Here is a 19,853-nt window from a genome sequence, read left to right on the forward strand (position 1 = left end):
GACATATGTCGGCTTTTTTATAGTTGCTAATCTTTTAAGGCTCTTCTGAGGATTTTACCCACGTTAGTTTTGGGTAACTCATCCTTAAACTCAACGAGTTTAGGAACCTTATAATTAGTTAAATTATCACGACAATGTTTTATTATATCTTTTTCAGTTAAAGAAGGGTCTTTTTTCACAACAAAAACTTTAACTTGTTCACCACTAATGTCATGAGGAATACCAATTGCAGCAACTTCTAATACACCTTCGTGCATTGCAACCACTTCTTCAATCTCATTTGGGAAAACATTAAAGCCTGAAACAATAATCATGTCTTTTTTACGGTCAACAATATAGAAGAAACCTTCATCATCGTACGTCGCAATATCGCCGGTTGCAAACCAACCATCTTTTAAACATTCAGCGGTGGCGTCTGGACGATTATAGTATCCAAGCATAACTTGAGGGCCTTTAACCCATAACTCGCCTGGCTCACCTTTAGCCGCTTCTTCACCGTTATCAAGCATTAACTTAATATCTGTACTTGGCGCAGGTAAACCAATAGAGCCATTATATGCCTCTAAATCGTATGGGCTAATTGTTACTAATGGAGCACATTCAGTTAAGCCATAGCCTTCCATTAATTTAGTATTGGTCACTTTTTGCCACTTTTCTGCAACAGGACGTTGTACCGCCATACCGCCACCCAATGACATTTTAAGGTGACTAAAATCAAGTTCAGAGAAACCAGGAGTGTTTAATAAACCATTAAATAGCGTATTAACCCCTGTAATAGCAGTAAATTTATGCTGGCTCAGCTCTTTTACAAATCCAGGCATATCACGTGGATTAGTAATTAAAACGTTTAAACCACCGTATTTCATAAATGCCAAACAGTTAGCTGTTAGCGCAAATATATGATAAAGCGGAAGCGCGGTAATAACCACTTCACTACCACGGTCAAGTACTTTGTCTAAACAACCAGACACTTGTTCAAGGTTGCCTACCATATTGCCATGGCTCAACATTGCGCCTTTAGATACACCGGTAGTTCCACCTGTGTACTGTAAAAAAGCTAAGTCACTTAAATTGACGTCTGGGCGTGTGTAACCATTTGGATCAGCTTTTAATAAATCACAAAATTTAATCGTGTTAGGTAACGTGTAACTTGGCACCATTTTTTTGAAATGCTTAACTACAAAATTAACTAAATGCTTTTTAAGACCCCCCATCATGTCACCTACTTGGGTAACCACAATGTGTTTCACGTCTGTGTTAGGCAGCGCTTTTTCAAGCGTATCAGCAAAGTTAGCTAGTATAAATATTGCCGATGTTTCAGAATCTTTTAACTGATGCTCTAGCTCACGTACGGTGTAAAGTGGATTAACGTTAACCACAACGCACCCTGCGCGTAAAATACCTAAAATAGCAATAGGGGTTTGCAACAAGTTAGGCATCATCACAGCGACTTTATCGCCTTTTTTTAGCCCTAAGTCGTTTTGAATATAGGCGGCAACACGTTTCGTTGCTGCATCTATTTCGTTGTATGACAATGTTTTACCCATATTTGTAAATGCAGGTAAATCTTTGTATTCATTAAAACTTTTTTCAAACACTTCGAGTAACGAGTTGTAGTGCTCAGGATCGATTGTTTCAGGCATACCTTCTGGGTAGCGCTTAAGCCAGATTTTTTCCACTCTTAGCCCCTGTTTATAATTATATTTTTATTAACCTTAATCTAAGTAAGGCACTTTCACAATTGAGCAAATACTCTAATCTAGAGATAATCCCACATTTATCGGTAATATACAATTAACATGCACTACTTTGCACCATAAATGCGTGAATGTGTTCAAAACATAGCCCACTACTTTGCATATGGCAATGATGTCCACCGGGCACATCTATTACACTCAAGTTATTGTAATATTTACTATACTTGTCTAAATTTTGTTTTACAAATGGATAACCTTTATCACCTAATATTAATTGACATGGTGCAATTAATTCTTTTATTGCACCAATACATTGCGCTTCATCAAATCGAAAACCTGAGTGATTTTTAAGCTTAGGATCAGTTGTTAACTCAAACCCACTGTGCATTTGTTTTATATTTCTGTCCATCAGCAACGCAATTAGTTCATCATTTAAATCAGTTGTTTTTGCACGCGCTTGATAAATTTGCTCTTTAGAAGTATATGTTCTTGATTTTTTAATCGTTAACCGTGCCCGGTTAAGTATGGCATTTCTTAGCTGCGAAGCGACTTCATTTGCTTGCGTGGTAACGCAGCCAATTCCTTCAATAAAAGAAACGGATTTAACATACTCGTTAAAACAACTCGCAAATAAACCCGCGACCATCGCCCCCATCGAATGCCCGACCAAGTGTACCTTTTTTAATTTAAGCGCTGTGATTAAGGCATACACATCATCCACATAATCAATAAAGTAGTAATGTGCCTGAGGGCTTCGCCAAGATGATAGTCCATGCCCTGCAAAATCAATACAATACCATGTTTGATTTGACGGTACGTCAGTTAGCATAGGTGCAAAGCTAGCACTGTTATCTAACCAACCGTGAAGAGCAATAACAACCTCTTCACCGTCTCCAAATTTAAGGCCATGTATATCTAAGTCGTTAGCTTTGACAGAAAATGGTTGCAATGCAAACCTCTACTTTTTATTTGGTTGTAGCAATAACATACAAGAGTTATTACACAAATAATAGAACCGAGCTAGAAGAGCACACACTTAAATCGCGAGATTTCATAACATATTCATTTATTTATCTGGTCATCAGTATACAATAATAGTCGCTATTAAAATAAGTACACTTAAAGGGTACACACAATGAAAAAACAGTTCGGCTTATTAGCGCTTTTATGTACAACAACAGGAGCATTTGCTCAAACAGCGCCTAAAAATGTTATTTATATGATTGGTGATGGCATGGGTCCCGCTTTCACAACCGCTTATCGATATTACAAAGATGACCCAACAACAAAAGAAATAGAAACCACCGTTTTTGATACCATATTAAAAGGCATGGCGCACACGTATCCAGATGACCATACCTATGTTACAGACAGCGCAGCAGGTGCAACTGCACTTAGCAGCGGCCATAAAAGTTATAATGGCGCTATTGCCGTCGATACAGCTAAAAAGCCTGTTAAAACCATGCTAGAAATTGCAAAAGAGCAAGGAATGACAACAGCGTTAGTAGCTACCTCACAAATAAACCATGCAACACCAGCAAGTTTTGCCGCACATAATGAATCAAGAAGAAACTACGATGATATCGCTAATGACTACATTGACAATAAAATTGCAGGTAAATTACCGGTAGATTTAATGTTAGGCGGTGGTACTCAATACTTTATTCGTGATGACAGAAACTTAGTAGACGAATTTAAACAAGCTGGTTATCAATATGGCGATGATATTCAAAACCTTGGCCAAATCACTCAAGTGCCTGCTATAGGTTTATATGCACCTAAGGGCTTACCGTTTGCTCTTGATGAAAACCCAACAAGATTAAAGCAGTTAACTTCTAAAGCGTTTGATTTGCTTGATGGGCAAAATGATAAAGGCTTTTTTGTGATGATTGAAGGCAGCCAAATTGACTGGTGTGGTCACGCAAACGACATTGCCTGTGCAATGGCTGAAATGGATGACTTTGCTAAATCAATCGAAACGGCTAAAGCCTATGTAGATAACAACCCAGACACTATTTTAGTGATCACGGCAGACCACTCAACAGGCGGTTTAACTATTGGTGCACATGGCCAATATAAATGGGAAACAGATGTCATCAAAGGTGTAAAAGCCACTGCGGGCACATTGACCAAATTACTAATGGAGTCAGATAATCTTAAAGCGGTATGGCAGGAAAATACTAGTATTGAGTTTATAGCTGAAAACGAAATTAAGCTTAATCAAGCTAAAGCTATGGGTTTAAAAACGCTCAATTTGGCCGTTAAAAGCATTATTAATGACTTAAGCTTTACAGGTTGGACAACGGGCGGTCACACAGCGTCTGATGTACAAGTATTTGCCTATGGCAAAAATAGCGATGACTTTGTTGGCTCTCAAAATAATACCGATATAGCTAAAAAATTAATTGGTTATATAAAGCAGTAGTTTTTGAAACTTAATAAAAAAGCCCGAATAATTCATTCGGGCTTTTTTATTTTTTTTAATCTTAGCTAAGCGTATATATCAACACCAATTAAACTTTGAACTTCAGCTCTTCGCTCTAAATTAGCAAACTCAGTATAAGTAGAAATCGCTTTGCTTACTTGAGCACTGGGTTGATCGTAAATAGTTTGGCTGTATTGGGTATCTTTGCTGTTCGCTTTTGTAAACTCTTTTGCAAGTTCAAGCCCTTCTGGGCTGCTTTTGACATAATCGGTATTAGTTTTTTGTGGTTTGGCTTGCTCTATTACTCGTTCAGGCTGCGCCGGAACTACCGAAGTAGAACGCACCTTAGCAGGTATATCACCTGTAAAAAAACCTGAACTTATAGGTAGCGACACAGCGCTTCTCCAACCAACAACATAACTAAATTATGATTTAAAATCGCTTAATTTGCAAACAACCGTGTTTGTTTATTCACGGCCCGGTAATTTTTTCCATGTTACCGTATCACGCACATACTTTGGTTGTGCATCACTGGCTTTTACACCCTTACCTGCAAGGTATTGCGCCTCTACTAGTGCCAACATATACTGTGCATCCGGTAAGGTTATTTCAGGCTGTATGGTCACACTATTAAATGGCGTTAATGCTTCAGGGTAACTTTTAAACCCAGTTCCTACGGCTGCAGCATCGATGTTTGTATCTATCAAAGTTGCATCTAACAATTCAGGTTTGAATACTCGCTCTTCGCCTTTAAGTGTCATCAATCCATCTTTTGCATGGTATTGAGCAAAGTAGATTTCTCCCATACGCGCGTCAATACTAGAATAAACATCGTTAGCACCAAACTGTTCTAATGCCTGCTGTGCCATGACTGCTAAAGTAGACACCCCAACTAATGGTAAATTAGTTGAATACGCAAGACCTTGGGCAATGGCTACGCTTATACGCACGCCAGTAAAGCTACCTGGCCCTTGGCCAAATCCTATTACGTCTAAATCTTTTAATTTACAGCCGGCTTTACCAAGTAGCTCATCAATAAGTGGCAGAACTTTTTGGCTATGCTGCTGCGGACACTCTTCAAAATGATGAAATGTTTTACCCTGATAATGCAAAACAATAGATAATGCTTCAGTAGAGGCATCTAGGGCGAGAATGTTACTTTTGATCATTTTTGTACTCAATTAATATGTTTTAAAAATGTATTGGCATCTTCTAAGCTACGTGTACGGCGCATTGGCGGTAAACTCTTTAAAAATACTTGTCCATATTGGCGTGTTACTAAACGATTATCGCAAATCACTAGCACGCCTTTATCTTTGTTGTCTCTTATTAAGCGACCTACCCCCTGCTTTAAGGCAATCACCGCTTGAGGTAATTGAATATGCGCAAACGGGTCTTTGCCTTGCATTTGGCAATCTTGCATTTTAGCTTGTAGTAAAGGGTCATCAGGTGCAGCAAATGGCAGTTTATCTATAATAACACAGCTTAAGGTACTACCTCGTACATCAACCCCTTCCCAAAATGACGCGGTGCCCAGCAATACCGCATTACCATGGCGAGTAAATTTTTCTAGTATAATTCGTTTAGACATTTGCCCTTGCATATAAACTGGGTAGTCCATTTGCGTAGTTAAGCCCTCAGCCACTAAATGCATCATACGGTAACTGGTAAATAACACAAAACAACGCCCTTTAGCCGACTTAATAAGCTCTAAGGTTAATTTTACAATCGCATGGGGCATATTATCTTCATGCGATTGTGGTAAATAACGAGGTAAGCACAGCAACGCCTGATTCTCATAATCAAACGGGCTATCTACCATCATACTTTGCTTTGGTTTTAAGCCAAGGCTCGCATTAAAGTGGCTCAGTTCATTGTCGACCGATAACGTGGCCGAGGTAAAAACAAATCCTGAACCCGACTCTTTCATCATTAAAGCAAATTTAGCCGATACATTCAGAGGCGTAATATTAATAGTTAAATAGCGCCTCGTGGTTTCGTACCAGTAACTAAAACCTGTTTGAGCAGTATCGAATACGCGCTCTAACTGACCTTTAAAAGCCAATACTCGTTCAAACGGATGTTCTATTTTATCACTTCGCTCTAAGCATAACTTTAATACCTGATACACAAACTCTAAATCACTAATAACCCGGTGTAAGGCCGAGCAAATAAGCTTATTACTGAGCTTTTCACGCCAGTCACCTCGACTGCCATCTACTCCAAACTGCAGCCTTAAATCAGCGACACTGGTTTCAAGCTTATTTAAACTTTTGCCTAATTGCAGCATGTCTGGAATTTCAGCGCGATAAATAGCGCGCAAATCGTTAATTAAATCCACCAGCTTTTTGGTGCTCATGGTTTCGCCAAAATAGTCACTGGCAATTTCGCTTAATTGGTGAGCTTCATCAAATATGTAGGCATCGGCATTGGGCATTAGCTCTGCAAAACCAGATTCCTTTACCGCCATATCAGCAAAAAACAAATGGTGATTTATTACCACAACATCGGCATCCCCCGCTTTTAAACGCGCTTTGCGAATATAGCATTCTTGAAAGTCTGGGCACTCTTTGCCTAAGCAATTATCAGCAGTTGAGCTTACATACGGCAACACTTTGGCATCTTCTTCAATACCAATACAATCGGCTAAATCGCCGGTATGCGTTTCACTGGCAAATTTAGCAACCATAGCGAGCTGATGCATTACATCAGGGTCGTCTGTTGGTACGTGTGCCACATGTTGAGTTAGTCGATACGTACACAAATAATTGGCACGCCCTTTTAACAAGGCCGTTTTTTTAGCTGCACCTAAGGCTTTTACTAATACGGGTAAATCGCGGTGATAAAGCTGCTCTTGCAGTGCTTTAGAACCGGTTGAAATAATCGTTTTGCCCTTAGATTTAAGAGCGGGGGCTAAATAAGCAAAGGTTTTACCTGTGCCAGTGCCTGCCTCAACAACAAGTTGAGACCGGGTTTTTAATGCATCCTCAACCGCCACCGCCATATCGATTTGAGGCTGGCGTGGTGTGTATCCATCTATTGATAAAGCCAAAGGCCCGGTCGCACTAAACAGCTGTTTGATAATACCAATCACTATGTAAAAAATAATAGCGGGATTCTACGTAAGCTGTTGAGGAAGGGCAAGCCAAAGTGAGTGAGAATTTAACCAATAAAGGGGCGTGTGCCCCTGTTAATTATTCTGCATTAACAGTTAAGGTAATGCCATTTGCATTACGATAACCTTTAATATCTATGTACCATAAACCTGCTTGGGGTGCAGAGACAGTACATGTTTCTGTGTTGCCATTTTTATAAGGGCGACACACATATTGTGTATTAGATGATGGCGCATCAAAATTTAAATACAAATCAGCATCGCCAGTTCCACCTGAAATAGCAACATTTAGCGAAGAATAGCCTGCAACTAAACGTTGTTCATAACGCTGCCAATCACCTGCATTTACGCTAATGTTATCTTCTACGCGATTGATTGGCTCTAAAGCACCAGCTTGCTCAAAACTACCTATCAAAGAAATATTGTTAATTGCGCTATATGCCTCAACCATTACATAGTAAGTTCCATCATCGCTGGTAGGAATATCACACCGTTCATTACTTGTGGCAGACGTACTTTTACAATCGAAATCGCTTAATGTTGGCGCCTGATTAAACTTAACGTATAAATCGGCATCGCCATTATCACCTGAGGTTTCAAAGCTTAAATTTTGCGCTCCTTTTGGTACATTTAATGTATAGATAAGCTGCTCTTTAGCAGTGGCATTGATACCAGAAATTGGCTCTCCATTTACTAACTCATTATTACTTGGCGGTGTTACATCACCAGCGTTTTTTGCCAATTCAGCTACAAAGCTTACAGCTAAGTTAGCAAATTTTATTGCATGATCAGCATCGAAATTACTGTCATTTTGTGTATGAATGAGTGGATTAATATCATTCATTTTTGATTCAAACGGCATAGAGGCAGCAAAGCCTTGTTGGTACCATGAAGCATGATCGGAGCAACCATAACCACATTGGTCAAAGCCATAACTAATTTGGGGTAAGTATGTGTCTATAAGCTGCGCTAAAAACTGGTTTTGAGCATTATTTGTGTAATCCGTCATCATAATAATATCTTCGATACTGCCGTTGTTGCCGGTCATATCAAATTGCACCATACCCACTACATTTTTACCCTGCGCACGATAACTACTGGCTATATCTTTAGAGCCTCTCAGACCTACTTCCTCTGCCGCAAATGCCATAATTTTAATGGTTTTTTGCGGTTTATAATTTGTTTCAACTATCGCTTTTAAAGCTTCAGTTAACACTGCAATACCCGATGCGTTATCATCCGCGCCAGGAGAGCGTCCTTGTGCAGGATTCGCTTGGTTAATCGAGTCTAAATGGCCTCCAATAACTACAACCTCATCTGCATTTTCAGCACCGGCAATGGTTACAATGACGGATGATTGCGCCCAACTATGCTGATAACTTTCAATGGTTATATCACTTCGGGTAGTTGCAATTTGTTGCCAATAACTTTGCAACCATTGTGAAGCATCAACACCGGTTTGCGAGGTATAATAACGATTATTAAAGTTAGTCAGTGAATTTACTGTGCTTTGTAAGTTAATCGGACTTTGTGCATTAATTAAACTTTGTACCGTCTGCGCATTATCAATAGAATAATTGTAAGCTAATAATTGGCTATTTTGAACGACCGCTAATTGTTTTGCGTAATCACTCGCTTCTTCAAACGAGCTATGAGCAACAAACCCACCACAACGATTGTAGTTATGATGCATAAACTCACTCAAATTATTTACCGCGTTACTAGGTACACTGAGTAAATCAACATCTGGTATAGGGCTTGATTTTCTATGAGAAAAAGGCATTTTTTGTAAAAATGTACCTTGTTCATGTTGATAATGCTGGGCTGCAGTTGAATCAATAGTTACCCAAATATTGTCTGGATTTTCATTTGCTAAGCAATTAAAACTCATAGTTAAAGTAGTAATAACTGCTAGTTGTTTAAAGTAGTTCATAAATATTCCTTATCATTTCACTTTTATTTTAAGCATTAAAAAAAGGGGCTAAGCCCCTTTTATAACTATGCCTAATTAGCAGTTATATTGAGTGTTACACCGCTTGCTATGCTGTAGCCTCTAAGATCAATGTACCAAGTACCCGATTGCGGGTTCTCAAATGTACATTCTTCATTGTTGCCATTTTTGTAAGGTCTACATAAATATGAAGACGTACTTGAAGGCGAACCAAAGTTTACATAAAGATCAGCATCACCACTGCCACCAGCAATACTAATATTTAAAGTGCTATACCCTGCGGATAAATCTTGAGTGAAGCGACTCCAGTTATTAGTAGTCACATTAATATTAGACTCAGTTCTGTTGATAGGCGTTACCCCACCATTATCACCTGAGTAACTACCCGTTAATGATACGCCAGATATAGCATTCCATGCTTCAACCATTACATAATAAGTTCCCGCTTGTGCATTACTTATGTTACAGCTTTCTGTACTAGTAGATGTTGTGCTATTACAGTCGTAGCTATTTAAGGTCGGTCGGCTTGCAAATTTAACGTATAAGTCTGCATCACCTGAACCGCCAGTAGTATTGAATTGAAGATTTGTCGCGCCAGCGGGAACATCTAAAGTAAAGAATAGTTGCTCTTTTTCAGCGCCACTGATACCCGTACGCGCTACCCCATTGGTTAATGCTTCATCGTCAGTCGGTGGTTGTGTTGTTGCACATTCACTACCTGAACTAAGATTTGAATTAACCCCAACAGCAGCTAAAGCAGCTTTAACATCATTTGGGTCATAATTTAAATCACAGGCTGCATCCATCACCCCGTTACCGGCTAAATCCCAGCCTACACCCGCACTCCAATATAGTTGGTTGGCACGAGCCATTACGATAAAGGCTTTTTGCGTATCCCAACCCGGCGTGGTTGCTAAATTATAAAATGCCTTATTATAAACCCCTGAACTATAATGAACGTCCATACCTGAATAATAGTTGCTTTGGTTATCTATTGAACGGCCATCTTGGGTAGGATTATTCATGTAACGCAGCGCACCATTACCTTTAAAAATATCCTTACCAACTAGCCAATCGTTGCTGCCTTTCATATAAAATTCAGCAGCTTCACCAGCCATATCTGAAAATGCTTCATTTAATCCACCTGGTTTACCATTGTAAATCAAACCTGAATTTTGCTCAGTAAAGCCATGGCTAACTTCATGTGCAGATACATCTAAACTTACCAATGGATAAAACGTATTTTGGCCATCACCAAAGGTCATTGCACTGCCATCCCAAAATGCATTTTCATAATTACTTGAATAATGAACGCGCATTTGCAACTGAAAACTCAAGGGCGCAGTACCTACCCAATCGTTATACATATTAAAAATCACATTACCAAAAAAATGAGCATCATTTAGCGGTGAATATGCGCCATTAATTTCTTTGACCGTATTCTCAGGACACGTAAATGAATGTGCGGAAGAGCCACTCGTTCCACCATTTAAATTAATAGTACGAACATTTGCGTTATTCATGGTACAAGTATTACCCGATTGGCTAACATCTAGACTGTCAAAATCAGTTCCATAAATATACTTGCCTGTCTTTAGATTTCCGCCAGGACCTGTTGCATTGGCATGTTGTAAGTTATCGTAACTAAGTAATACCTCACCAGTATTAGCATCAATGATCTGATATGGTCTTGATGGTGACTTACCATAAGTAACATAAGACACCTCATAAACTAAGTGCGCCTTATTCTGATCGTCAACCCAAATAGCGAGTCTTGATTGCTCGTTATGTTTTTTCAAGCCGACTGATTTTGCTGCAATGCCTGTTTTTGACCCTTTTAAAATCGCATCTTTTTTTGTCAACTTAGCTGAAACGTCCGCTAAATCTTCATCAATGTTGTAAACAGCGGCACCATGGGCTTTTTTAAGCATCCCATTGTTAAATGTTAAGCTGACTGTATCACCAATAACAGGAATGCCTTGATACGTTTGCTGGTAACGGCGTGTTACTTCTCCGTTATTGCTAGTAAACTCTTTTAATACAACTAATTCGTTCCCTACACTTAACCCAATCAACTGATTTGGACTTACTGATAGCAAGGAAGCAGAGTTTGATTGCACCATGTTATTAATTGTCGGTTGTTGATTTAGATATTTCTTATTCGCAGCTACTGCATTTGTTGCTTGAACCAAAGTTAAAGCAGCAAAAGTTGCTATTGTGATTTTAGATAAATTCACGTTTACGCTCCGTTAAAGTTTAAGTTTTTAGTATATTTGTATTAATCGGCACACCTTGTACCCGATTAGGGATCAGCATAGACCGCAAACTGTAATAACGAAAATTAAACATTTAATTTACAATTAAAGTATTAGTAATAATATTTAGTGCTTTATTTACAGTTAGTTAAAATTAACCTTATTTATAGCAAAAACAATATATAACATTATGTATACATATATTTACATTTTAAAAATTCAACGAGGGGATTAGTTTTATAAGTTACACTAGTAAATATTCATCACTCAACGATGACTAAAAAGTCGTGTTCTTGCTGTAAAAATTTAAACTAATGTGATTTGCAGTGAGTTAAACGGAATTTAAGCTGAGGGCTTAATTAAGTGAAGGAGGTTTTGTAATTACCTTTATACTCTGACAGGCAATCAGCTTTATTTAAGCCCATGTATCTAGATGAGGTTTGTCGTCATCTTCTTCAGCGGTGTTATTGCGCGATATATTTTCGTCAAACGACAGCTTATGTTGTTTTTCTACCTCCCTTTTTTTACGCTCTTCTAGCTCTACTTTTTTGGCACTGGCACTTTGTTGAACCCCTGCAATATGAAAAGCCCCTTTAGATTCAAGCGTCAAACGCGTAATAGGCCCTAAATAAGGGATCATTATATCCATGCATGCCTCCATTGAATTGAACGTAATTTAATCACTATAAAGCTGTTGATAAATAAAGCAATACTCTAATTATTATCGGCAGTTATAAGATATTCTTTAATTAAAGAATATTTTTCTTGCCATGATGTTAGTGAATGTGTTTTTATAAATGCGAAATTTATTAAACAAACAGCAGCTAAGCGTTAACATAGTAACGAATAGCTAAACAGGATATAAAAATGCTTAATTCACTGACAGTTGTACATCATCACCATCATTCATCGGAATAACCTGTCAGGTCTTTCGCTGAGAGGTTGTTCCTAAAAGGAAACCTCTGGCGAATCAACATACCAAGATTCATTTTCGCCCTGAGGTTTCCCTCGGGGTTTTTAGTTTTTAAATTAAAGGAAAATGAGTAATGAATAATAGTAATCGTCTTCGTATCGCCATCCAAAAAGGTGGCCGCCTATCTAAAGATTGTCAAGATCTGCTTAAACAACTGGGTGTAAAACTTAATCTTCGTGAGCAGCGCCTAATAGCACACTCAACCAACATGCCTATCGACGTTTTGCGTGTCCGCGATGACGATATTCCTGGCTTAGTTATGGACGGTGTATGTGATTTAGGTATTGTTGGCGAAAACGTACTAGTAGAAGTACAAGCAGAAAGAGAGCGCCAAGGTGTACCGAGTGAAGTAACAAAGCTTGCTAAACTTGACTTTGGCTACTGTCGTTTAGCACTTGCATGGCCACAAGAACTTGGTAAACAAGACAAAAGCTGGTTTGAAGGCAAACGCATAGCAACCACTTACCCAGAAATTTTAAGTCAATACCTAAAACGCGAAGGCATCAACGCCAGTACAGTAATGTTAACAGGTTCAGTGGAAGTAGCGCCACGAGCAGGACTTGCCGATGCGATTTGTGATTTAGTCTCTACTGGCGCAACACTTGAAGCAAATGGCTTAATGCAGGGTGATACCATTTTAGAGTCAAATGCTTGTTTAATCCAAAACACTCAACTACAAGATCCTGAAAAATTAGCGCTCATCAATAAACTAATGCCGCGTTTACGTGGTGTAAAGCAAGCTAAAGAAAGCAAATACATTATGTTACACGCACCAAAAGACAAGCTTGATGAAATTTGTGAGATTTTACCTGGCGCTGGCCAACCTACCTTACTGGCTCTTGCGGGTAATGATGAATATGTTGCCCTACACATGGTGAGCAGTGAAACCCTATTTTGGGAAACCATGGAACAACTTAAGGCCCTTGGTGCCAATTCTATTTTAGTTATGCCAATTGAAAAAATGATGGAGTAACAACAATGCTTCGTTGGAATGAGGAATCATCACAATTTCAAGCAGCGGCGCTTATGCGCCCTGCTGTATCAGCAAGTGAAAAAGTAGAAAGCATTTGCCAGACTATTTTGGCAAAAGTGAATGCGCAAGGCGATGCCGCTCTACTTGCATTAGCAAAAGAGTTCGATAATAGAGCCAAGCCGCGTTTACGTGTACCACTTGATGAAATTAATGCCGCTGAGAAAATGCTAAGCCCAGAGCTTAAGTATGCAATTGATACCGCTTATGCCAATGTGAAATGTTTTCACCAAGCGCAACTACCAAAAGATATCAAGTTATCGACTCAACCAGGTGTTGACTGTGAACTGAAATATCAAGCCATCGAAGCAGTCGGTATTTATGTACCAGGAGGGAGTGCCCCTCTTCCATCATCGGTTATTATGCAAGGTGTATTGGCGCAGTTAAGCGGTGCAAAAACCGTGGTATTAACCACCCCAGTACAAGCTGATAAAGCAATTAACCCGGCTATTTTATATGCCGCTAAATTATGTGGTATCACCACAATTATTGAAAGCGGCGGTGCAGGCGCGATTGCTGCTATGGCCTATGGCACAGAGTCTGTTCCTAAAGTGAATAAGATTTTTGGTCCAGGTAACAGCTTTGTCACCATGGCAAAGCAATTAGTTGCACAAACGATTCCAGGTATGGCGATTGATATGCCAGCAGGGCCATCAGAAGTGTTAGTGATTGCAGATGAACGTGCAAACCCAGAGTTTATTGCTGCCGACTTACTGTCTCAAGCAGAACACGGGGCTGACTCACAAGTTATTTTATTATGTAACAGTGAAACCATTATTGAACAAACGCAAGATGCACTCACTCGTCAACTTGCCAACTTAAGCCGAAAAGACACTGCCGAACAGGCATTGGCTAATTCGTCACTTATTCTAGTTGATTCAGTAGCCCAAGCGTTTGACGTATCAGCGCAATATGGGCCAGAGCACTTAATATTACAGCTTGGCGATGCCACTCCTTATTTAGATAAAGTAAAGAATGCAGGCTCTGTATTTGTTGGCGATTACACCCCAGAGTCAGCGGGCGATTATGCCTCAGGCACTAATCACGTGTTACCCACTTATGGTTACAGTGCAACTTATTCTAGCTTGAATTTACTTGATTTTTTCCGTACTTACACAGTACAAACCATCAGTAAACGTGGCTTAACTGAGCTTTCAAAAGCTATTTTACCCTTAGCAGATGCAGAAGGCCTAGATGCCCACGCTAATGCGGTTTCAATTCGTTTAGAGGCAATAAAAAATGAGCAATGAGAGCGGCTTATTACCTGATAATATTGCAGCGCTTGCTGCGTATAGCTCAGCTAAAAGTGAAAAACTAACCGGCACAACCTGGCTTAATGCGAACGAAAGCCCGTATGCTAAAAACCTTGAAATAACAATTGAAGACTTGAATCGTTACCCCGATCCTCAGCCTCAATTGGTTATTGACCGCTACGCTGCCTATGTTGAGCTTGAAAACGAAAATATATTAATGACTCGCGGCGCAGATGAAGGCATTGAATTATTAGTACGTACCTACTGTGAACCGTCAAAAGACAGCATTGCACTATTTTTACCAACATATGGTATGTACAAAGTAACGGCCGATACACACAACGTCGCAATCAATGGCCTAACACAAGCGCTTTTATTAAATGCCAGCGTGGATGAAATAGTTGCCGCTGTGGGTAGCTCAAAACTAGTGTTTATTTGTAATCCAAATAATCCAACTGGAAGCTTAACGCCGCTAGATAAAGTAAAAGCCATTGCCACTGCGCTTGCAGGTAAAGCATTAGTGATTGTTGATGAAGCCTATATAGAGTTTTGTCCAGAGCAAAGTGCAACACAACTTATAAACGAGTTCAGTAATATTGTTGTGCTTCGTACACTCTCAAAAGCGTTTGCACTTGCGGGTTTAAGAACAGGGTTTACTCTCGCTCAGGCCAGTGTATTAGCGCCTATTCGTAAAGTCATTGCACCGTATCCGGTATCGGGTGTGGTGGCCAGCATTGCAGCACAAGCCATTGCCCCTGATGCGATTACCTCAATGCGTCGCCAAGTGACGATTTTAAATAGCTTAAAGTTAAAGCTTATTGACTGGTTAAACGCCTCTCCTGCAGTATTAAAAATACTCACTGGTGAAGGCAACTTCGTTACTTTAAAATTAGCAAACAAAGATTACTTTAAACAAGCGCTTAAACAAGGCTTAGTAATGCGCGCCTTCACCTTATTTAATGAAGACGACTGGCTACGTATTTCAATTGGTAATGAACAAGAATTAGAACAAGTAAAAATTTGGTTAGATGGCCTGCAATTGCCACAAACCGCAGCACAACAGGAAGTATCATGAGTAACCCCTATTTATTTATAGACCGCGATGGCACTATTATTGAAGAGCCAATCACCGATAAACAAGTCGACAGCCTTGAAAAACTAGCGTTTTTACCAGGTGTCATTCCTGCCTTATTGCAACTGCAAGCAGCAGGCTATCGCTTAGTGATGGTATCGAATCAAGATGGCTTGGGCACAGACAGCTTCCCAACTGCCGATTTTGACATTGCGCAAGACAAAATGATGGACATCTTACAAAGCCAAGGCATCAGCTTTGAGTCAGTATTAATTTGCCCACATTTTGATGAACAAAACTGTGATTGCCGTAAACCAAAAACAGGCTTACTCACTGAACTGATGCGCTCAGGCAAAGTTGATTTAGCACGTTCTTTTGTGATTGGTGATCGCCAAACCGATATTGGCCTTGCACAAAACTTATGTTGTGAAGGTATTTTATACGACGGCAGCTGGCCTGCCATTGTCACTAAACTGACCACGGCAAACCGTGAAGGTCGCGTAACACGCAACACTAAAGAAACACAAATAGATGTAGCGGTTAACCTTGATCAAACAAAAAATGGCAGCATTGAAACTGGGCTTGGTTTTTTTGATCACATGCTGGATCAAATTCGCACTCACGCCAATATTGGCTTAAATATTAAAGCCAAAGGCGATTTACACATAGACGAGCACCACCTTGTTGAAGACATTGGTATTGCATTAGGTGTTGCCCTTAAACAAGCGCTTGGCACCAAATCGCAAATTGCGCGTTATGGTTTTGCCTTGCCTATGGATGAATGTAAAGCCGAGGCACAAATTGATTTATCGGGTCGGGCATCATTTGTATTAAACGCCAACTTTAGCCGTGAAAAAGCCGGTGATTTAGACGTACAAATGGTTGAACACTTTTTTAAAAGTTTAAGTGATAACGCTGCAATTAGCCTTATTTTATCGGTAAGTGACGGCAACTGTCATCACCAGGTGGAAGGCTTATTTAAAGCGTTTTCTCGTGCTTTGCGCATGGCTATTGCGCAAGATACCAGCCAACAAACAGCCAGCTCTAAGGGATGTTTATGATAGCGATAATTAATACCGGTTGTGCCAATATTAACTCAGTGCGGTTTGCATTTGAGCGTTTAGGACAAAACCCTACGGTGATTACTTCGCCAGAACAATTAGCAGGCTATGAACGTGCTATTTTACCCGGTGTTGGTCATGCATCTGTTGCTATGAAGCGTTTGGTTGATAATGGTTGGCAGCAAGCAATTAACGAATATCAGCGCCCGCTAATGGGAATTTGCTTAGGCATGCAACTACTGTGTGAAAGCACTGAAGAAGGTAACGTGCAATGCTTAGGTAAAATACCAGGCCAAGTAAAATCACTGGATGTAGGGAGTTTAACGTCACCGCATATGGGCTGGAATAACCTATCTGTTCAACAAGCGCACCCGTTGACTCAAGGTTTGCACGCAGACGATCAGGTTTATTATGTGCACAGTTTCGCCCATACCGTTAATAACGCCACACTAGTCAGCAGCGAATACGGGCAAACATTTTCTGCAATTGTAGCTAAAGACAATTATGCAGGCATGCAATTTCACCCTGAACGCAGCGCTAAAGTGGGCACGCGTTTATTACAAAATTTTATTGATTGGCAACTTTAGGTTGCTCTTCATGCTTTTAAAAGAGAAATACAGTGATTATTCCAGCATTAGATGTATTACAAAATCAAATTGTCCGTTTGTATCAAGGTAAATACGATACTGCACAGTTTTACCCCTTTGAGCTTGGTGCTCGCTTAAAAGAGTATGCCGACAGTGGTGCCACTAAATTACATTTAGTTGATTTAGAAGGTGCACGGGATCCAAGTAAAAAACAGTGGCAACATATTCAAGCAGCAACAAAATCGCTTAACGTACCTTACCAAGTAGGTGGCGGTATTCGTTCAGAGCAAGACGTGAGCGATTGGCTAAAAGCAGGTGCAAACCAAGTGGTTATTGGCTCAATGGCGGTTGAAAAGCGTGAGCAAGTAAAAGCCTGGATTGAACAATTTGGTCCTGAGCACTTTGTAATTGCCCTTGATGTTAATAAAACTGCGAACGGATGGGCACCTGCTACTCACGGTTGGCTAAGTGAATCTGAGTTTGGTTTACTTGAGCTTGTTGATTTTTACGTTGCTCTGGGTGTTATTGACTTTTTATGCACGGACATCAGTAAAGATGGCACCATGTCAGGCCCTTCTTTTGCGCTTTATAAAGATTTAATTAATCATAATGCAAATATTAAAGTTCAAGCCTCAGGTGGGGTAAGCTCGTTAGATGATATTAAAAAGCTCAATGAACTTGGTGTGGGCGGCGTAATTTTAGGTAAGTCTTTATTAGATGGCGCTTTTAGCGTAGAAGACGCGCTAAAATTAGGCTAAATACTAAAATTTAAAAAAGGCACAGGTGCAAACGTACCTGTGCCTTTTTTGTATAAAACTATCAGTTTATTTATGCTTACCCGGTAACATAGAGCCCAATACGCCATCTTGCTTTATTAAACCATGATAAAGTGCAGCGCTTACATGCATAAAAATAAACAATAAAAACGCATAAGCAATTAGCCCATGTGCTTCACGAAAAAATGCATAGGCCTCAATATTTTTACTGACTAAATTAGGCAAAGTAAATAAACCAAAAAAGCTCACTGTACGCTCATCAGCACTTTGCATTAACCAGCCTGAAATTGGCATTAAAATCATAGACGCATATAAACCCACTTGGGTTAAATGTGCGGCTAAAGCTTGCGGTTTAGGCACACCCCGTGGTAATGCGGGGCTTTTATACAGTACTTTATTAATTAATCTTATCGTAACTAATATCAGTGCTAACACGCCAAACGATTTATGTAGTTGTATAGCTTCTACTTGCCATACGGCTAAACTTTGTACCATCGATAAACCAAGAAATAACATAGAAAGTATAATTAATGCCATTGCCCAGTGAATAAGCATACTCGACGCTGAGTATTTAGTAATTGTGTTCATTGACTCGTTCCTGTGATTAATTATTTAAAAGTACTTCTTTAGCACGACGACGAAATGACTCTGCATAGGCCGCGCCACGGGCACGTAAAATAGGATCGGCACTTGGCTCAATACCTGTTGGTAATACCAACGGATCAAAATTCATGTTTTCACATACCCCACCCTCTTGTGCTTGCAGCTTTGTTATTACTAACGTACCGGCATTTATGGTTTTACGCGATTTTGGCCATAAAACAGTTGGGTTGTTTTCATCATCTTCTTCGGTTGCAAAGCTAAACAGCATATCAAACTTAACCGGAGCTTGAGCTACTTGGTCTTCAAGTTGTAGCTGCAATGCATCTGGTGAATCATTATTAAGAGGTTGGATGTTTTCATCACTTAATTGCGGTTTAGCTATCCAGCGTACTGCGTGCTTTTCATCATTTTTATCCACTAAATAAAACGCATTAATGCTGTGATACTGCTCAGTGGCAAAACTATTGGTTGGTGTATAGCTTGCCTTCCAGTTATTAAAAGCGGCACTTTCAGGGTGCGCTGCAAAAAACGCTTTAATTTTTTCTGGGCTACGCTTTTTAGTTACCGGATCGGGTGAAAGTGCTTGTAGTTGTTTAAAAAACGCATCTGGCGTAGCTACCGCCATAACCGGGGGCGTGTTCATTGCAACACGCCACTCTTGGTTATCATCGGTAGTTATAGAAAACGCTAAACTACGCACAGGTGCTTTTAAATCAGGTGCAGTTGGATTATTACCCGCGATAGAAAAGCGACCTACAAAAGGGGTGGCCCCTAAATCAAATACCTTAGCTTGCGAATACTTAGCAAGTTCACCCGTTGACTCAAAAGAGCCAGCTAAACAAATACCTTTTGCATGTGCACGACGAAACCCCTCATGGGCATTATCGCCTTGCTGTAAATTAACAAAACGCTGTGCAGTTACTACGTCACGATTAAATGCGCCGGTAAAATATAAAATCGTTAAAGCAAATAAAGTGATTATTGCCATTAAGGTGATTTTTTTACTCATGGTAGGATTAGACCTCGTGTGATTATTTTTTAATGATTATGTTAGG

The 19,853-nt window shown here is 39.8% G+C and carries 17 protein-coding genes; 7 read left to right on the plus strand and 10 right to left on the minus strand.

Annotated elements, in window-relative coordinates; genetic code table 11:
- Positions 1-26: 26 nt before the first annotated feature.
- Positions 27-1,679: a long-chain-fatty-acid--CoA ligase FadD gene (fadD, locus tag CWB78_RS05485; protein WP_010388852.1), complete on the minus strand. Its 1,653-nt coding sequence runs from the start codon at positions 1,677-1,679 to the stop codon at positions 27-29.
- 115 nt (positions 1,680-1,794) lie between these two features.
- Positions 1,795-2,646: an alpha/beta fold hydrolase gene (locus CWB78_RS05490; protein ID WP_054201592.1), complete on the minus strand. Its 852-nt coding sequence runs from the start codon at positions 2,644-2,646 to the stop codon at positions 1,795-1,797.
- A gap of 186 nt (positions 2,647-2,832) precedes the next feature.
- On the opposite strand from CWB78_RS05490, the gene CWB78_RS05495 reads away from it, so the two are divergent.
- The gene (locus CWB78_RS05495) at positions 2,833-4,122 is read left to right on the plus strand and encodes an alkaline phosphatase (protein ID WP_138594544.1); all 1,290 of its coding nucleotides are present in this window, start codon (positions 2,833-2,835) and stop codon (positions 4,120-4,122) included.
- A gap of 65 nt (positions 4,123-4,187) precedes the next feature.
- Here CWB78_RS05495 and CWB78_RS05500 read toward each other — a convergent pair whose 3' ends face one another.
- From CWB78_RS05500 to CWB78_RS05525, 6 genes are all read right to left on the minus strand, one after another.
- The gene (locus CWB78_RS05500; protein ID WP_010388855.1) at positions 4,188-4,517 is read right to left on the minus strand and encodes a hypothetical protein; all 330 of its coding nucleotides are present in this window, start codon (positions 4,515-4,517) and stop codon (positions 4,188-4,190) included.
- Between the two features lie 72 nt (positions 4,518-4,589).
- Positions 4,590-5,291 carry a tRNA (adenosine(37)-N6)-threonylcarbamoyltransferase complex dimerization subunit type 1 TsaB gene (tsaB, locus tag CWB78_RS05505; protein ID WP_010388857.1) on the minus strand — a complete coding sequence of 234 codons (702 nt, stop codon included), beginning with the start codon at positions 5,289-5,291 and terminating at the stop codon, positions 4,590-4,592.
- Between the two features lie 8 nt (positions 5,292-5,299).
- Positions 5,300-7,216: a DNA repair helicase YoaA gene (gene yoaA / locus CWB78_RS05510; protein ID WP_010388858.1), complete on the minus strand. Its 1,917-nt coding sequence runs from the start codon at positions 7,214-7,216 to the stop codon at positions 5,300-5,302.
- 100 nt (positions 7,217-7,316) lie between these two features.
- Positions 7,317-9,170 (minus strand): M28 family metallopeptidase, encoded by a 1,854-nt coding sequence (locus CWB78_RS05515; RefSeq protein ID WP_138594546.1) that lies wholly within the window; start codon positions 9,168-9,170, stop codon positions 7,317-7,319.
- 71 nt (positions 9,171-9,241) lie between these two features.
- The gene (locus CWB78_RS05520) at positions 9,242-11,425 is read right to left on the minus strand and encodes a M4 family metallopeptidase (RefSeq protein ID WP_055012050.1); all 2,184 of its coding nucleotides are present in this window, start codon (positions 11,423-11,425) and stop codon (positions 9,242-9,244) included.
- A 433-nt stretch (positions 11,426-11,858) separates the two neighbouring features.
- Entirely contained in the window at positions 11,859-12,092 is a 234-nt protein-coding gene (locus CWB78_RS05525) for a hypothetical protein (protein WP_138594548.1), read from the minus strand.
- 397 nt (positions 12,093-12,489) lie between these two features.
- Here CWB78_RS05525 and hisG point away from each other — a divergent pair, with 397 nt between their 5' ends.
- The 6 genes from hisG to CWB78_RS05555 are packed head-to-tail and all read left to right on the plus strand — an operon-like array spanning position 12,490 to position 18,177.
- Positions 12,490-13,389 carry an ATP phosphoribosyltransferase gene (gene hisG, locus CWB78_RS05530; RefSeq protein WP_076920229.1) on the plus strand — a complete coding sequence of 300 codons (900 nt, stop codon included), beginning with the start codon at positions 12,490-12,492 and terminating at the stop codon, positions 13,387-13,389.
- Positions 13,390-13,394: 5 nt separating this feature from the next.
- Positions 13,395-14,696: a histidinol dehydrogenase gene (gene hisD, locus CWB78_RS05535; protein ID WP_138594550.1), complete on the plus strand. Its 1,302-nt coding sequence runs from the start codon at positions 13,395-13,397 to the stop codon at positions 14,694-14,696.
- A complete protein-coding gene (gene hisC / locus CWB78_RS05540; RefSeq protein WP_138594552.1) occupies positions 14,686-15,774 on the plus strand; it encodes a histidinol-phosphate transaminase in 1,089 nt (362 codons plus the stop codon). Before hisD ends, hisC begins: the two co-directional genes overlap by 11 nt.
- Positions 15,771-16,832, plus strand: coding sequence for a bifunctional histidinol-phosphatase/imidazoleglycerol-phosphate dehydratase HisB (hisB, locus tag CWB78_RS05545; RefSeq protein ID WP_010388866.1), 1,062 nt, complete (start codon positions 15,771-15,773; stop codon positions 16,830-16,832). The genes hisC and hisB overlap by 4 nt, the downstream gene beginning before the upstream one ends.
- A complete protein-coding gene (gene hisH, locus CWB78_RS05550; protein ID WP_054201601.1) occupies positions 16,829-17,419 on the plus strand; it encodes an imidazole glycerol phosphate synthase subunit HisH in 591 nt (196 codons plus the stop codon). Before hisB ends, hisH begins: the two co-directional genes overlap by 4 nt.
- A gap of 32 nt (positions 17,420-17,451) precedes the next feature.
- A complete protein-coding gene (locus CWB78_RS05555; RefSeq protein WP_138594554.1) occupies positions 17,452-18,177 on the plus strand; it encodes a 1-(5-phosphoribosyl)-5-[(5-phosphoribosylamino)methylideneamino] imidazole-4-carboxamide isomerase in 726 nt (241 codons plus the stop codon).
- A 66-nt stretch (positions 18,178-18,243) separates the two neighbouring features.
- Here CWB78_RS05555 and CWB78_RS05560 read toward each other — a convergent pair whose 3' ends face one another.
- Together CWB78_RS05560 and CWB78_RS05565 are read right to left on the minus strand one after the other, a co-directional pair.
- On the minus strand, positions 18,244-18,783 hold the full coding sequence (locus CWB78_RS05560) for a cytochrome b (RefSeq protein ID WP_138594556.1): 540 nt from the start codon (positions 18,781-18,783) through the stop codon (positions 18,244-18,246).
- Positions 18,784-18,799: 16 nt separating this feature from the next.
- On the minus strand, positions 18,800-19,807 hold the full coding sequence (locus CWB78_RS05565; protein ID WP_138594558.1) for a catalase family peroxidase: 1,008 nt from the start codon (positions 19,805-19,807) through the stop codon (positions 18,800-18,802).
- Positions 19,808-19,853 lie beyond the last annotated feature (46 nt).

The sequence above is a fragment of the Pseudoalteromonas sp. S1612 genome, assembly GCF_005887175.1.
In the GTDB taxonomy this organism is placed as follows: Bacteria; Pseudomonadota; Gammaproteobacteria; order Enterobacterales; family Alteromonadaceae; genus Pseudoalteromonas; species Pseudoalteromonas undina.